The sequence below is a fragment of the Leifsonia stereocauli genome (assembly GCF_038432415.1).
GTDB classification, from domain to species: domain Bacteria; phylum Actinomycetota; class Actinomycetes; order Actinomycetales; family Microbacteriaceae; genus Orlajensenia; species Orlajensenia stereocauli.
Window position 1 is genome coordinate 978881 of sequence record NZ_JBCAUN010000002.1, and the last position, 14367, is coordinate 993247.

11 protein-coding genes are annotated in these 14367 nt (G+C 66.4%); all 11 read left to right on the top strand.

Annotated elements, in window-relative coordinates; genetic code table 11:
* Positions 1–145 precede the first annotated feature (145 nt).
* The 11 genes from AADV74_RS13460 to arfA all read left to right on the top strand — a co-directional run bounded on the left by AADV74_RS13460 (position 146) and on the right by arfA (position 14346).
* On the top strand, positions 146–1468 hold the full coding sequence (locus AADV74_RS13460; protein WP_342114882.1) for an ABC transporter substrate-binding protein: 1323 nt from the start codon (positions 146–148) through the stop codon (positions 1466–1468).
* A gap of 124 nt (positions 1469–1592) precedes the next feature.
* Positions 1593–2570: a carbohydrate ABC transporter permease gene (locus tag AADV74_RS13465; protein WP_342114885.1), complete on the top strand. Its 978-nt coding sequence runs from the start codon at positions 1593–1595 to the stop codon at positions 2568–2570.
* A gap of 2 nt (positions 2571–2572) precedes the next feature.
* Positions 2573–3496, top strand: a complete 924-nt coding sequence (locus tag AADV74_RS13470; protein WP_342114886.1) for a carbohydrate ABC transporter permease — start codon at positions 2573–2575, stop codon at positions 3494–3496.
* Positions 3496–5820: an alpha-xylosidase gene (gene yicI / locus AADV74_RS13475; protein ID WP_342114888.1), complete on the top strand. Its 2325-nt coding sequence runs from the start codon at positions 3496–3498 to the stop codon at positions 5818–5820. Before AADV74_RS13470 ends, yicI begins: the two co-directional genes overlap by 1 nt.
* A 325-nt stretch (positions 5821–6145) precedes the next feature.
* Positions 6146–7420 (top strand): multidrug effflux MFS transporter, encoded by a 1275-nt coding sequence (locus AADV74_RS13480; RefSeq protein WP_342114889.1) that lies wholly within the window; start codon positions 6146–6148, stop codon positions 7418–7420.
* A gap of 21 nt (positions 7421–7441) precedes the next feature.
* On the top strand, positions 7442–8152 hold the full coding sequence (locus AADV74_RS13485) for a phosphatase PAP2 family protein (RefSeq protein ID WP_342114891.1): 711 nt from the start codon (positions 7442–7444) through the stop codon (positions 8150–8152).
* Positions 8153–8222: 70 nt separating this feature from the next.
* Complete coding sequence (locus AADV74_RS13490) at positions 8223–9239, top strand: LacI family DNA-binding transcriptional regulator (protein WP_342114892.1); 1017 nt, start codon at positions 8223–8225, stop codon at positions 9237–9239.
* Between the two features lie 203 nt (positions 9240–9442).
* A complete protein-coding gene (locus AADV74_RS13495; protein ID WP_342114894.1) occupies positions 9443–10780 on the top strand; it encodes an ABC transporter substrate-binding protein in 1338 nt (445 codons plus the stop codon).
* A gap of 71 nt (positions 10781–10851) precedes the next feature.
* Positions 10852–11805 carry a carbohydrate ABC transporter permease gene (locus AADV74_RS13500; protein WP_342114896.1) on the top strand — a complete coding sequence of 318 codons (954 nt, stop codon included), beginning with the start codon at positions 10852–10854 and terminating at the stop codon, positions 11803–11805.
* Entirely contained in the window at positions 11805–12746 is a 942-nt protein-coding gene (locus AADV74_RS13505; RefSeq protein ID WP_342114898.1) for a carbohydrate ABC transporter permease, read from the top strand. The genes AADV74_RS13500 and AADV74_RS13505 overlap by 1 nt, the downstream gene beginning before the upstream one ends.
* 88 nt (positions 12747–12834) lie before the next feature.
* The gene (arfA, locus tag AADV74_RS13510; protein ID WP_342114900.1) at positions 12835–14346 is read left to right on the top strand and encodes an arabinosylfuranosidase ArfA; all 1512 of its coding nucleotides are present in this window, start codon (positions 12835–12837) and stop codon (positions 14344–14346) included.
* Positions 14347–14367: the final 21 nt, after the last annotated feature.

The window sequence follows — 14367 nt, forward strand, 5'->3', positions numbered from 1 at the left end:
AGGGTCTTCATCCTGCGCACCCGATGAAATCAGGGTTGCGAAGACCGCTTTGTCGGGCTTATGTTGGCGACGCAAACAAAACGGCATCGGAGTGGCTGCCCCATCGTCCTGCACGACGGCATCCCTCCCGTACAAGGAGGTAGTGATGCGCAAGAGGAACTTTGCGGCAGCAGCCGGGATCGTGATCGGAGCCCTGCTCCTGGCCGGGTGCTCGGCCGGCGGGGCGTCGAGCGATGACGCCAAGGTGAACACCGATCCCGACGGCAAGGGCAAGACCCTGACGCTCTGGCACTACGAGGGTGCAGACAGCGCGATGGGCAAGGCGTGGGACGAGGCCATCAAGGAGTTCGAGACCGAGACCGGAGCCAAGGTCAAGTTCGAGGAGAAGGCCTTCGAGGCCATCCGCTCCACCGCGAGCCAGGTGCTCAACTCAGACTCGGCCCCGGACATCCTCGAGTACAACAAGGGCAACGCCACAGCGGGCCTGCTCTCGAGCCAGGGGCTGCTCAGCAACCTCGACAACGCCGTGAAGGCCTATGGCTGGGAAGACAAGCTGGCCTCATCGCTGCAGACCACGGCGAAGTACAACGAGGACGGCGTCATGGGATCCGGTCACTTCTACGGCATCCCGAACTACGGCGAATTCGTCGACGTGTACTACAACAAGGACCTGTTCGCGAAGTACGACATCGCCGTGCCGACGACCTTCGAGGAGTTCGAGGCGGCGCTCAAGACATTCAAGGACGCCGGCATCACGCCGCTCGCCGAGTCTGCAGCCGAGTACCCGCTCGGACAGCTCTGGTACCAGCTCGCTCTGAGCAAGGCCACGCGTCAGTGGGTCACCGACTACCAGACGTACACGGGCACCGTCGACTTCCACGACGAGGACTTCACCTTCGCAACCGAGACCATCCAGGACTGGGTCGACAAGGGCTACATCTCCAAGAGCTCGACCGGCCTGAAGGCCGAGGACGCCGGAGTGAGCTTCATCAAGGGTGACGCCCCGATCTTCTATTCGGGCAGCTGGTGGTACGGGCGGTTCGCCACGGAGATCACGAGCTTCGACTGGTCGACCTTCCTGTTCCCGGGCTCAGACATGGCGCCGGGCTCCTCGGGCAACCTCTGGGTCGTTCCCGAGAACTCGAAGAACAAGGACCTCGCCTACAAGTTCATCGACATCACGATGAGCCCGAAGATCCAGGCCATCATCGGCAACAACGGCGGCATCCCCGTCGCGGCCGAAGAGTCCGACATCACGGATGCGAAGAGCCAGGAGCTCATCGCCAACTTCACCACCCTCACGGACCGCGACGGCCTGGCGTTCTACCCCGACTGGCCCACGCCCACCTTCTACGACCAGCTCAACGCCGGTCTGCAGGAGCTCGTGAACGGCACGAAGTCGCCGGACGAGGTGCTCGACCAGCTCGGCACGGACTACCAGGACGGCGTCGACGACATCGTCGGCTGATCGCCCCCGCTGATCGATCTGGACAGTTGATCAGCACCGATGGCGGGGAGGTCGTGTGCTCGCCTCCCCGCCGTCACCACCCCTGTGCGCACGAGCACGACCGCACCACAGAAAGGCTCTCGTCATGACGACGCAGCTCACCACCCCTCCGAAGAAGGAGAGGAAGAAGCGGCCGGTGGAGGAACCCCTTCTGCCGAAGAGCGGCAAGAACGACCGGGCGGCCTTCTGGGTCTACCTGATCCCGGGGTTCATCCTGCTGGCGATCGTCGTGATCGTCCCGCTGATCTGGAACATCTATCTGAGCTTCACCGAGTACCGCGGCATCCGCCCGCCGATCTGGATCGGACTCGACAACTGGATCGAACTGCTCGGCGACGACAAGTTCTGGATGTCGTTCGTCAACTCCATCGCCATGATCGTGGCGATGGTGGTCATCCCGACGCTGCTCGGCCTGGCTCTGGCCGCCATGCTGTTCGACCTCATCGGCCGTAAGTTCGGCGGCAGGCTCGCGAGCTTCCTGCGGGCCACCTACTACCTGCCGCAGATCCTCCCCGTCGTGGTCGCCGCCGTCGTCATCGGCTGGATCCTGCGGGCGGATGACGGCGCCCTCAACGAGATCCTCGGGGCTATCGGACTCAGCTCCCTCGAGCACAACTGGCTCGGCAGCCCCGACACGGCGCTCGCCAGCATCATGGTCGTCATGGTCTGGGTGCAGCTGGGCTACCCCGTCGTCATCTTCATGGCGGCCCTGCAGCGGGTCGACCCCGAGCTCTACGAGGCGGCCGAGCTCGACGGGGCCAACTGGTTCCAGCGCTTCACCGCCATCACCGTCACCATCATCCGTCCCGAGATCTTCGTGGTCACCCTGACCTGCACCATCGCCGCGCTCAAGGTGTTCGGCCCGATCTACACCCTCACCCGCGGCGGCCCGGGCAACTCGACCATCGTGCCCAGCTACTACTCCTACAGCGAGTTCTTCCAGAGCCAGCAGGTGGGGTACGGAGCCACGATCGCGACGGCGCTGACGATCATCATCATCGTGGTCGCCATCTTCTTCATCAAGGCGCAGAACCGTGCCGAACGAGCAGAGAGCGAGCGCTGAACATGGCGATCATCGCCCCCGACACGACATCCGCGTCGAAGAATCAGAACGCATTCGAGCAGCCCAGGAAGGACTCCACCTTCAAGCTGCGCAAGCGCAAGACCAAGCGCACGCTGGGCGACTGGGTGCTGCTCGGGGCCGCCGTCATCGTCGGCGTGCTCATCGCGGCCCCGTTCTACCTCATCCTCATCAACTCGTTCAAGTCGCCGGGCGACTACTCCAACGGTGGTCCGCTGCAGCTGCCGACGAGCCTGTACTTCGATGGCATCGGCGCCTTCTGGGAGCGTGTCGACTTCCCGCTGAAGCTCTGGAACAGCTTCTTCATCTCGGCGACGGTGTCGATCTTCGCCGTGATCATCTCGGTCTTCAACGCCTACGCCATCGGCGTCGGGCGCGTGCGCGGTCGCACCTGGATCGTGGTGCTGTTCCTGCTCGCCAACGTTCTCCCGCAGGAGGCGCTGCTCTACCCGCTGTACTTCATGTTCAAGGGCGTCGGGCTCTACGACAACGTGTGGAGCGTCATCATCATCTTCACCGTCATCCAGAGCGCCTTCGGCACCTACCTGCTCTCCAGCGTCTACGGCACCTTCCCCAAGGAGATCCTCGAGGCCTCCGCGCTCGACGGCGCCAGCCGCTGGCAGATCCTGTGGCGCGTGGTCGTGCCGATCAGCCGCCCGACGCTCTCGGTGCTGCTCATCTTCTTCTTCATCTGGACATGGAACGAGTTCCTCATCCCGCTGACCTTCCTGGTGTCGAACGACAACCAGACAGTGCCCGTCGCCATCGCCACACTTCAGGGCGATCGCCTGATGGACGTCACGACCACGAGCGCCTCGGCCCTTCTCGGCCTCATCCCCACGCTCATCTTCTTCCTCATCTTCCAGCGCACCCTCACCAGGGGCATCACAGCAGGAGCGGTCAAGTAATGAAGTTCACCGACGGTTTCTGGCAGCTGCGTCCTGGCGTCACGGCCCTCTACGCCGCCCAGGCCTACGACGTCGTCGCCGGCGATCACGATCTCGTGGTCACGGCGCCCACGAAGGTCATCACCTCCCGGGGCGACACTCTCAATCGACCGAGCATCACCGTGACGCTGTCGTCGCCGCTCGCCGATGTCATCCGCGTGCGGGTCGAGCACTTCCAGGGAGGTCACGACCAGCTCTCCTTCCCGCTCCCCGGCGAGCGGGACGACATCGGCGAGGTGTCGGTGACGGATGCCGAGGCCACCCTGACCGCCGGCGCCCTGAGTGCGCGCATCGCCGTCGGCACAGACTCGTGGAACCTCGAGTTCCTCGCGGGCGGGCGCCGACTCACCGGAAGCGGCGCGAAGTCACTCGGACTCATCCAGCTCGCGCACGACGCCCAGGTCGACTCCGGACTCGTCGGCAATGCCCGCACAGGAACATCCGCTCCCCGGAGTGACACCTACACGCACGCCCAGCTCGACCTCGGCGTGGGCGAGCTGGTCTACGGCCTCGGCGAGCGCTTCGGCCCGCTGGTGAAGAACGGCCAGACCGTGGAGATCTGGAATGCGGACGGCGGCACCTCGAGCGAGCAGGCCTACAAGTCGGTGCCGTTCCACCTCACGAACCGCGGCTACGGCGTCTTCGTGAACCACCCGGGCCACGTCTCCTACGAGATCGGATCGGAGACCGTTGAGCGCGTGCAGTTCTCGGTGCCCGGGGAGGCTCTCGAGTACTTCGTCATCCACGGCGCCGACCAGAAGGCCATCCTCGACCGTTACACCGAGCTCACCGGCCGCCCGGCCGTCGTGCCGGCCTGGTCGTACGGTCTCTGGCTCTCGACGAGCTTCACCACCGACTACGACGAGGAGACGGTCTCGAGCTTCGTCGACGGCATGGCCGAGCGCGATCTGCCGCTCTCCGTGTTCCACTTCGACTGCTTCTGGATGCGCGAGTTCAACTGGTGCGACTTCGAGTGGGATCCGCGCGTCTTCCCCGACCCGACTGGGATGCTCGAACGGCTGCACGCGAAGGACCTGCACCTCTGCGTGTGGATCAACCCGTACATCGGCCAGCGCTCGCCGCTGTTCGCCGAGGCCAAGGCAGGCGGCTTCCTCGTGACGAGGCCGAACGGCGAGGTATGGCAGTGGGACCTCTGGCAGGCCGGCATGGGCCTGGTCGACTTCACCAACCCCGCAGCCACGGCCTGGTACCAGGGCAAGCTGCGGCACCTCATGGATCAGGGCGTCGACGCCTTCAAGACCGACTTCGGCGAGCGCATTCCGATCGACGTCGACTACTTCGACGGCTCGAGTCCGGAACGCATGCACAACTACTACACGGCCCTGTACAACCGCGCCGTCTTCGAGGTGCTCGAGGAGGGGAGGGGGAAGGGCGAAGCCGTGCTGTTCGCGCGCTCGGCGACGGCCGGCGGCCAGTCCATGCCCGTGCACTGGGGCGGCGACTCCACCTCGAGCTACGAGTCGATGGCCGAGACCCTGCGCGGTGGCCTGTCGCTGTCGTTCAGCGGCTTCGCCCACTGGAGCCACGACATCGGCGGGTTCGAGGGGACTCCGGATGCCGGTGTCTTCAAGCGCTGGACCGCCTTCGGCCTCCTCTCCAGCCACAGTCGCTTCCACGGCTCCACGTCGTATCGGGTGCCGTGGATCTTCGACGACGAGGCCGTCGACGTCACTCGCGTCTTCACGAAGCTCAAGCTGTCGCTCATGCCCTACCTGCTGCAGCTCGGGCTCGAGGCATCCGTCACCGGAGCCCCGCTGCTCCGGCCCATGCAGCTCGAGTTCGGCGACGACCCCGCCACCGGGTACCTCGACCGGCAGTACCTGCTCGGACCCGACCTGCTCGTGGCCCCGGTGTTCGCGGAGTCCGGCGACGTGGACTTCTACCTGCCGGCGGGGGAGTGGACCGACTTCTTCTCGGGCCGCGTCGTCAGCGGTGGGCGCTGGGTACGGGAGCACCACGGCTTCCGTACCCTGCCGCTGTACGTGCGGCCCGGCGCCGTCATCCCTGTCGGCGCGCGCGCCGACCGGCCCGACTACGACTACCTCGACGGGCTCACCCTGCGGGTCTTTCCGGGCGCACCGGGCACGACGACCACAGTGGTGACCACTCCCGACGGCACGAGCGCGAGCTTCAGGGTCGAGCGCACGGATGCCACCGTCAGCGTCACCTCCGACCTCGCCTCAGGCTGGTCGGTCGCGCTGGGTGTCGTCGGCGAGACTGCGGCCGCGGCGGACGGCGCGGTGTCCATCCCTCTCGACCGCTGATCGAGCTGCGCCCGAGCGCGTCGTTCCCGTCGCTGATCGAGTAGCCCGCGGGCGGAGCGAGCTACTCGACCAGTGGTGGGAGGTTCGCTCTGGTGTACCCCGAAACCCGACCACTCTCAGGTTTTCACTGGCTGACGTGCCGTCCTCTGCGTTAGGCTTGACCAGCAACGATCGAATCGATTCGATCCGCGGCGATGCAGCCGCCTCGCGTGGCCCGCCGCATCCGTGACTCTCGGGCATCCGTGCCATCGGCATGGCACGACCCATCGCCCTCGATCGCTGCGCGCCGCCGCACACCGACCCCCAGCTCCCGAGGACCTTCGCTTTGACGTACACCGGCTCCATCCCCGCCATCACTCCCGATAGCGCGGTGAATCATGCCCACCCCGGCGACCGCCTCAGCCCGAGGCAGCGCCTGGTCTACATCCTCGTGCTCGGTGCGCTCACGGCCCTCGGCCCGTTCACCATCGACCTCTACCTGCCCGCGTTCCCCGTGCTGCAGGACGAGTTCAACGTCTCGCCCGCGATCATCCAGCTCACCCTCACCGGCACCATGATCGGCTTCGGGCTCGGCCAGCTGATCGTCGGCCCGTGGAGCGACAAGGTGGGCCGCCGCCTGCCGCTCCTCGCCGCCACCAGCGTGCACCTCGTCGCCTGCGTCGGCGCGGCCCTGTCGCCCGACATCTACTGGCTCGGCGCCTTCCGTCTGCTCATGGGCTTCGGCGCCGCGGCGGGTGGCGTGGTCGCGATGGCCATGGTGCGCGACCTCTTCGGCGGTCGTCCGCTCGTCAAGATGCTCTCGCGCCTCGCCCTGGTGAGCGGTCTCGCCCCCGTGCTCGCGCCGGTCATCGGCTCGCAGCTGCTGCTCTTCATGGACTGGCGCGGCATCTTCTGGGTGCTCGCGCTCTACGGCGCCGTCGTGATCGTCTGCGTGGCCCTGCTCATCGTCGAGACGCTGCCGAAGGGCGAGCGCCACGGAGACGGGACCACCACGGTCGGCCAGCGCTACAGGGCGCTGTTCTCCGACCGCACCTTCGTGGGCGTTGCCATCATCGGCGGCATGACCTTCACCGGCCTGTTCGCCTACCTCTCGAGCTCGTCGTTCCTGTTCCAGGGCGTCTACGGCTTCGACGCCCAGCAGTACGGCCTGCTGTTCGCCGTCAACTCCGTCGGCGTCGTGCTCGGAGTCCAGACCAGCTCCCTGCTCATGCGTCGCGGGGTCGGTCCGCAGTGGATCATCGCCTGCACCACCATCGCGCTGTTCGCCATGGCGATCGCGATCATGGTGCTCGACGTCGCCGGCGCCGGCCTGTGGGGAACCGTGTTGCCGCTGTTCCTGTTCATCACGGCCTGCGGTTTCACCTTCCCCTGCATCCAGGTGCTCGCCCTCGCCAACCACGGCAAGGAGGCGGGAACCGCGGCCTCGGTGCTCGGAGCCCTGAACTTCGGCCTGGCCGGCGTGCTCTCGCCGATCGTCGGTGTGCTCGGTGTCTCGAGCGCCCTGCCCATGGGAGCGGTCATGGCGACGACGGCCGTGATCTCCATCATCCTGCTCTGGGTGGTTGTCAAGCCCAGCACCGTACCGGCGCTGACGCACTGACCAACGGGGTAGCGTAGGTGGATGGAGCCGCACATCGCCGACCCCGACCCCGTCCCCACGGACGCTGAGCCCGAGCGACGCGCGTCGTGGTTCGGCCGCCACATCCCACTGGTGTCCGGAGCCGCCCTCCTCATCGTCGCGGTACTGCTCGGCGTCGTGATCGTCGTGCGCCAGCAGACGCTGCTGCTCGGCCTCGACGAGGAGTGGGCCGAGGAGATGACCGAGATCCGCGGGCCAGTCGGCGACGCCCTCGCGCTGTTCTTCAACTACGCCGGTGGCACTCTCATCGGGGCGCTGATCATCCCGCTGGCCACGGTGATCGCGCTGCTCGCTGCTCGAAGGCGCTGGGCCGCCCTGTACTTCGCCATAGCCTCGGCCGCCAGCGCCATCGGCGTGCAGATCCTCAAGCAGCTGTTCGGCCGGGCCCGCCCCGAGGACATGCTCGTGGTCTCCGACTTCGGCTCATTCCCCTCGGGGCATGTGGCCAACGCGGCCACAGTCGCCGTCGCCTTCGGTGTCATCTTCCCGGTCGTCTGGGTGTGGATCGCCGGCGCGGCGTGGACAGTCCTCATGGCGGTCAGCCGCACTTATCTGGGCGCGCACTGGTTCACCGACACCATCGGCGGATTTCTCATCGGAGCGGGCATGGCCCTCGTCATCTGGGGCCCGTTCGCCCAGAAGCTCGAGCAGGAGCGCCTGGCGCTGCACGAGCGGCGGCATCCGGCGGCCTAGCTCGGCCGATAGTCGGATACAACGTTGTAGAGTGACGGCATCCGGGCGGTCCGGCGGAATTGGGGGAGCCATGGCGGCCACGCTGCACGACGTCGCCCGCATCGCCGGCGTCTCGATCAAGACCGTCTCGAACGTGATCAACGACTACCCGCACGTCAAGCCGGACACCCGCGCCCGGGTGCAGACCGCCATCGAGGAACTCGGCTACCAGCCCAATCTCTCCGCGCGCAGCCTGCGCTCCGGTCTCACCGGCGCGATCACGCTGGCCCTGCCCGAGCTGAGCCTCAGTTATTTCGCCGAGCTCGCGGATGCCGTCATCAGGGCGGCCGAGCGGGCGGGCAAGGTCGTGCTCATCGAGCAGACGAACGGCGACAGGGCCCGCGAGCTCGAGGTGCTCACCAGCCCCCGCCTCAAGATGACCGACGGGCTGATCTTCTCCCCGCTGGGCATGGGAATGGACGACGTCGCCCGCCTCGAGGTGCCCTACCCGCTGGTGCTGCTCGGCGAGCGCATCTTCGACGGCCCGGCAGACCACGTGACCATGCGCAACGTCGAGGCCGCACGTGCCGCGACCGAATTCCTGATCGAGCGGGGCCGAAAGCGCATCGTGGTGATCGGCGCGCACGAGGACGAGGTGATCGGCTCGGCCGGTCTCCGCCTGCGCGGTTACATGCAGGCCCTCGACGCCGCCGGGCTCGAGTTCGACCCCGCCCTCATCGGCTACACGACGCTCTGGCATCGCTCGAACGGAGCCACCTCGATGCGCGCGCTCCTCGCGATGGGGGTCGAGTTCGACGCCGTCTTCGGGCTCAACGACACCCTCGCCCTCGGCGCGATGCGCGCCATCCAGGAGGCCGGCCTTCGAGTGCCGGACGACGTCGCGGTGATCGGCTTCGACGATCTCGACGAGGCGCAGTACTCGCTGCCCAGCCTCACCACGGTCAATCCGGGTCGCGACGAGATCGCCGAGACGGCCGTGGCGACGCTGCTGCAGCGCATCGGCGATCGTGACGGCGCCATCGGCGACGCGCGTCAGATCCTGGCGCGCTACGAGATCGTCGAACGCGAGTCGACGCCCCCTCTCTGAGGGTCGCCGGCGTGATGCATCCGTGATGAACGGATGCTTGACAGGACCGCCGATCTCGTTGCACGATGTCTTTTACAACGTTTACTTACAACGTTGTAAAACGTTCGATCTCATCGCGGAGAGCTGGTGTCCGAGAGGTCGGGCCCCTCCCATCGCACTGCTGACACTGGTGTCCAACACCGCGAGAGAAAGAGCACAGCACAATGAAGAGCAAGCTCCTGGCAGCGATCGGCCTCGTCGCCGTCACCGCTGCGGCGCTGACCGGATGCAGCCCGGCCGCCGAGTCCGCCAAGAAGGCCGACTGCACCAACAAGATCGTCAACAAGGACGCCACCCAGGTGAGTGTCTGGGCCTGGTACCCGGCCTTCGAAGACGTCGTCGACCTCTTCAACGAGAACCACGACGACGTGCAGATCTGCTGGACCAACGCCGGGCAGGGCAACGACGAGTACACCAAGTTCTCGACGGCCATCGAAGCCGGCTCCGGCGCACCGGACGTCATCATGCTCGAGTCCGAGGTGCTCTCGAGCTTCTCCATCCGCAAGGCGCTCGTCGACCTCACCGGGTTCGGCGCCGACGACGTGAAGGCCGATTACACCGAGGGTGCCTGGAAGGACGTGTCGAGCGGTGACGCCGTCTACGCCATCCCGGTCGACGGCGGCCCCATGGGCATGCTCTACCGCAAGGACATCCTCGACCAGTACAAGATCCCGGTGCCCACCACGTGGGACGAGTTCGCCACTGCGGCCCAGGCGTTGAAGGACGCCGGCGCTCCCGGAGTGCTCGCCGACTTCCCGACCAACGGCCGCGCCTACAACCAGGCGCTCTACGCCCAGGCCGGATCGGTGCCGTTCGCCTACGACAACGCCAAGCCCACCGAGATCGGCATCGACGTGAACGACGCCGGTTCGAAGAAGGTGCTCTCCTACTGGGACGACCTGGTGAAGAAGGGTCTCGTCGCCACCGATGACGCCTTCACGGCCGACTACAACACCAAGCTCGTCGACGGCAGCTACGCCATCTACGTCGCAGCCGCCTGGGGGCCCGGCTACCTGGGCGGGCTCTCGGACGCAGACTCCAGCGCCGTCTGGCAGGCAGCACCCGTTCCGCAGTGGGACGCAGCGAACCCCGTGCAGATCAACTGGGGCGGCTCGACCTTCGCGGTGACGAGCCAGTCGAAGAACCAGGAGGCTGCGGCCACGGTCGCCAAGGAGGTCTTCGGAACCGAGGAAGCGTGGAAGATCGGCATCGAGAAGGCCGCCCTGTTCCCACTCTGGAAGCCCATCCTCGACTCCGACTACTTCCGGGATCTCGAGTACCCGTTCTTCGGCGGACAGCAGATCAACAAGGACGTCTTCCTCGCGGCGGCATCCGGATACACCGGCTTCACGTTCAGCCCGTTCCAGAACTACGCCTACGACCAGCTGACCGAAGAGCAGTACGCCATGGTGCAGGGCGAGAAGAGTTCCGACCAGGCGCTCGACGACCTCCAGGCGTCGCTCGAGAAGTACGCCACCGACCAGGGCTTCGTGCTCCAGTAGCGGCTGACCCGGGTGGCCGGCCTCACGGTCGGCCACCCGCCACCCTACCTTTCACCGACGAGAGAGCCATCATGACAACATCAACGGCCGTCGCGGCCCCGGGCTCGGCCCGAACGTCCGCGCATCGCCCACAGAGACGCGGCGCCGGCCTCGAGGTCAAGCGCCAGCGCTGGGGTTGGCTCTTCGTCACCCCGTTCATCGTCGTCTTCCTGCTGTTCCTGGTGTTCCCGCTGTTCTACGCGTTCGGGATGAGCCTGTTCACGTCGACGCTGGCCACCGGCACCCAGTTCACCGGAGCCGGCAACTACGTGAAGGCGTTCACCGATCCGCTCTTCCTCGAGGGGCTCCTACGCGTCGCCGGGTTCGCGGTGGTGATGATCCCATTGCAGCTGATCGTGGCGCTCGCCGCAGCCCTCGTGCTCGACACGCTGACGAGTTGGCTCTCCAAGCTCAGCCGGCTGTTCATCTTCGCGCCGTACGCCATCCCCGTCGTCATCGGCGCCCTCATGTGGAGCTTCCTCTACAGTCCCCGGTTCGGCCCGGCGTCGTCGGTGTTCGGCCTGTTCGGCCTCGACACGCCCAACTTCCTCGCCTCCGACACGGTCTTCGGCGCCCTCGTCAACATCGTCACGTGGCAGTGGGCCGGGTACTACATGGTCGTCATCTACGCGGCGCTGCGGTCCATCGATCCGTCCATCTACGAGGCGGCCCGCATCGACGGCGCCAACGGCTGGCAGACCGCGACGCGCATCAAGGTGCCGATGATCTCCTCGTCGATGGTCATGGTGATCACGTTCGCGCTCATCGGGACCCTGCAGTTCTTCACGGAACCGGTGGTGCTGCGCAACATCGCGCAGGGAGCGATCGACGCGGCATACACGCCCAACATGTACGCCTTCTCGCTCGCGTTCTCCTACAGCCAGTTCAACTACGCCTCGGCGATAGCGTTCTCGCTCGGCATCCTGGTGTTCGGCGGCTCGTTCATCTTCCTCTTCCTCACACGCAAGCAGAGCGGACTGAAGTGATGACCGTCTTCTCCCAGCGCACCGCCGACCTGAGCGACCACCACACCACCGGCATCCCGGTGCACGAGGTCCGCGGACCGCAGCGGCCCGGCCGACGGACCGGCCGGCGACGCATCGGCTCGCACGTCTTCCTCGTCATCCTCGGGATCTACTTCATCATCCCCATCTGGTGGTTGTTCGTCGCCGCCACGAAGTCCAATTCCGGCCTGTTCACCAGCCCGGCGTTCTGGTTCGACGGCGACTTCGCCCTGTTCCAGAACGTCGCCGGACTGTTCACCCACGAGGGCGGCATCTACTGGACGTGGCTCGGCAACTCGTTCCTGTACGCGTTCTCCGGCGGAATCGGGGCGACGATCCTGTCGATCCTGGCCGGCTACGGCTTCGCGAAGTACCGCTTCCGGGGGCGAGGTGCGGTCTTCACCATCATCCTCGGCTCCGTCATGGTGCCGTTGACGGCGCTCGTCATCCCCACCTTCATGCTGCTCAGCCAGTACGGGCTGATCAACACGGCCTGGGCCGTCATCCTGCCGTCGCTGCTGAGCCCGTTCGGCGTCTACCTCATGCGGGTCTACACGCAGGATGCGGTTCCCGACGAAATGCTGGAGGCCGCACGCATCGACGGTGCCGGTGAGATCCGCACCTTCTTCACCGTGGCCCTGCCGCTGCTGAAGCCGGCGATCGTCACCGTGCTGCTGCTGTCGGTGGTCGGAACGTGGAACAACTTCTTCCTCCCGCTCGCCGTGCTCACCGACCCCGGCCTGCTGCCCGTCACCGTCGGACTCAACCGCTGGACCGCCCTCTCCAACGCGGGTGCCGGCGGCGAGCAGGTATGGAACCTCATCACCTCCGGATCGTTCATCTCGGTGCTCCCGCTGATCCTGTCGTTCCTGTTCCTCCAGCGCTACTGGCAGGGCGGACTCTCGCTCGGCAGCATCAAGTAGCGCACATCCGTCAGCGCAGCCGGCCGGCTGCCCCGGAACCAGAACCCGACCCTCGATCTCGTCTCGACCTCGACCCAGAAAGACCGCCATGCCCACCGCACGCCTCACCATCGATCCGCACTTCGCGATCGGTCCCATCAACCGCCGCCTCTTCGGCTCCTTCGTGGAGCACCTCGGCCGCTGCGTCTACGACGGCCTCTACGAGCCCGGCCACCCGACCGCCGATGCCGAGGGCTTCCGCCAGGACGTCATCGACCTGGTGAAGGAACTCGGCGTCTCGGCCATCCGCTACCCGGGCGGCAACTTCGTCTCCGGCTTCCGCTGGGAGGACTCCGTTGGTCCGAAGGAGAACCGCCCGCGCCGCCTCGACCTGGCCTGGCACTCCACCGAGACCAACGAGGTGGGCCTGCACGAGTTCGCCTCCTGGCTCGACAAGGTGGGCAGCGAGCTCATGCTGGCCGTCAACCTCGGCACCCGCGGCACGCTGGAGGCCCTCGACCTGCTCGAGTACTCCAACATATCGGGCGGCACTGCCCTCTCCGACCAGCGCATCGCCAACGGCGCCACCGACGCGTTCGGCGTCAAGATGTGGTGCCTCGGCAACGAGATGGACGGACCATGGCAGCTCGGTCACCGGTCCGCGGACGACTACGGCAAGATCGCCTCGCAGACCGCGAAGGCCCTGCGCCAGGTCGATCCGTCGCTCGAGCTCGTGGTGTGCGGATCGTCGAGCGCCCACATGCCCACCTTCGGGGAGTGGGAACGCGTCGTGCTCACCCACACCTACGACGACGTCGACTACATCTCCTGCCACGCCTACTACGAGGAGAAGAACGGCGACCTCGACTCGTTCCTGGCCTCCGCTGTCGACATGGACCACTTCATCGAGTCCGTCGTCGCCACGGCCGACCACGTGAAGGCCGTCAACGGCAGCTCGAAGACCATCGACATCTCCTTCGACGAGTGGAACGTCTGGTACATCGACCGCTACCACGGCGTCGACAAGATCGAGGGCGTCGACAACTGGCCCGTCGCGCCGCGGCTGCTCGAGGACGCGTATTCGGTCGCGGACGCCGTCGTCTTCGGCAACCTCATGATCTCGCTGTTGAAGCACGCCGACCGAGTGACCAGCGCCTCCCTCGCCCAGCTCGTGAACGTGATCGCGCCGATCATGACCGAGCCAGGGGGCATCGCGTGGAAGCAGACCACCTACTTCCCGTTCGCCATCACCTCGCGTCTCGCGCAGGGCCGGGCACTCGAGCTCAAGCTCGACGCCCCCACCTATTCCACCGAGGTCTACGGCGAGGTTCCGCTGGTCGACGCCGTCGCGACGCACGACGACGAGACCGGCCGCTCGGCCGTGTTCCTCGTCAACCGCTCGCAGACCGAGGCCATCACTGTGACCGTCGACATCGGCGGGCTCGGCGCGGTCGACATCCTCGAGACCCACACCCTCGCCGACGACGACCTCACGGCCGTCAACACGCTGCAGGATCCCGAGCGCGTCGGCGTTCACGCCAACGAGAGTGCGGCGATCGACGGCCGCGAGCTCGCGATCACGCTGCCGCCGGTGTCGTGGACCGCGATCTCGCTCGGCTGATCGAGGCGCGCGAATGACTCC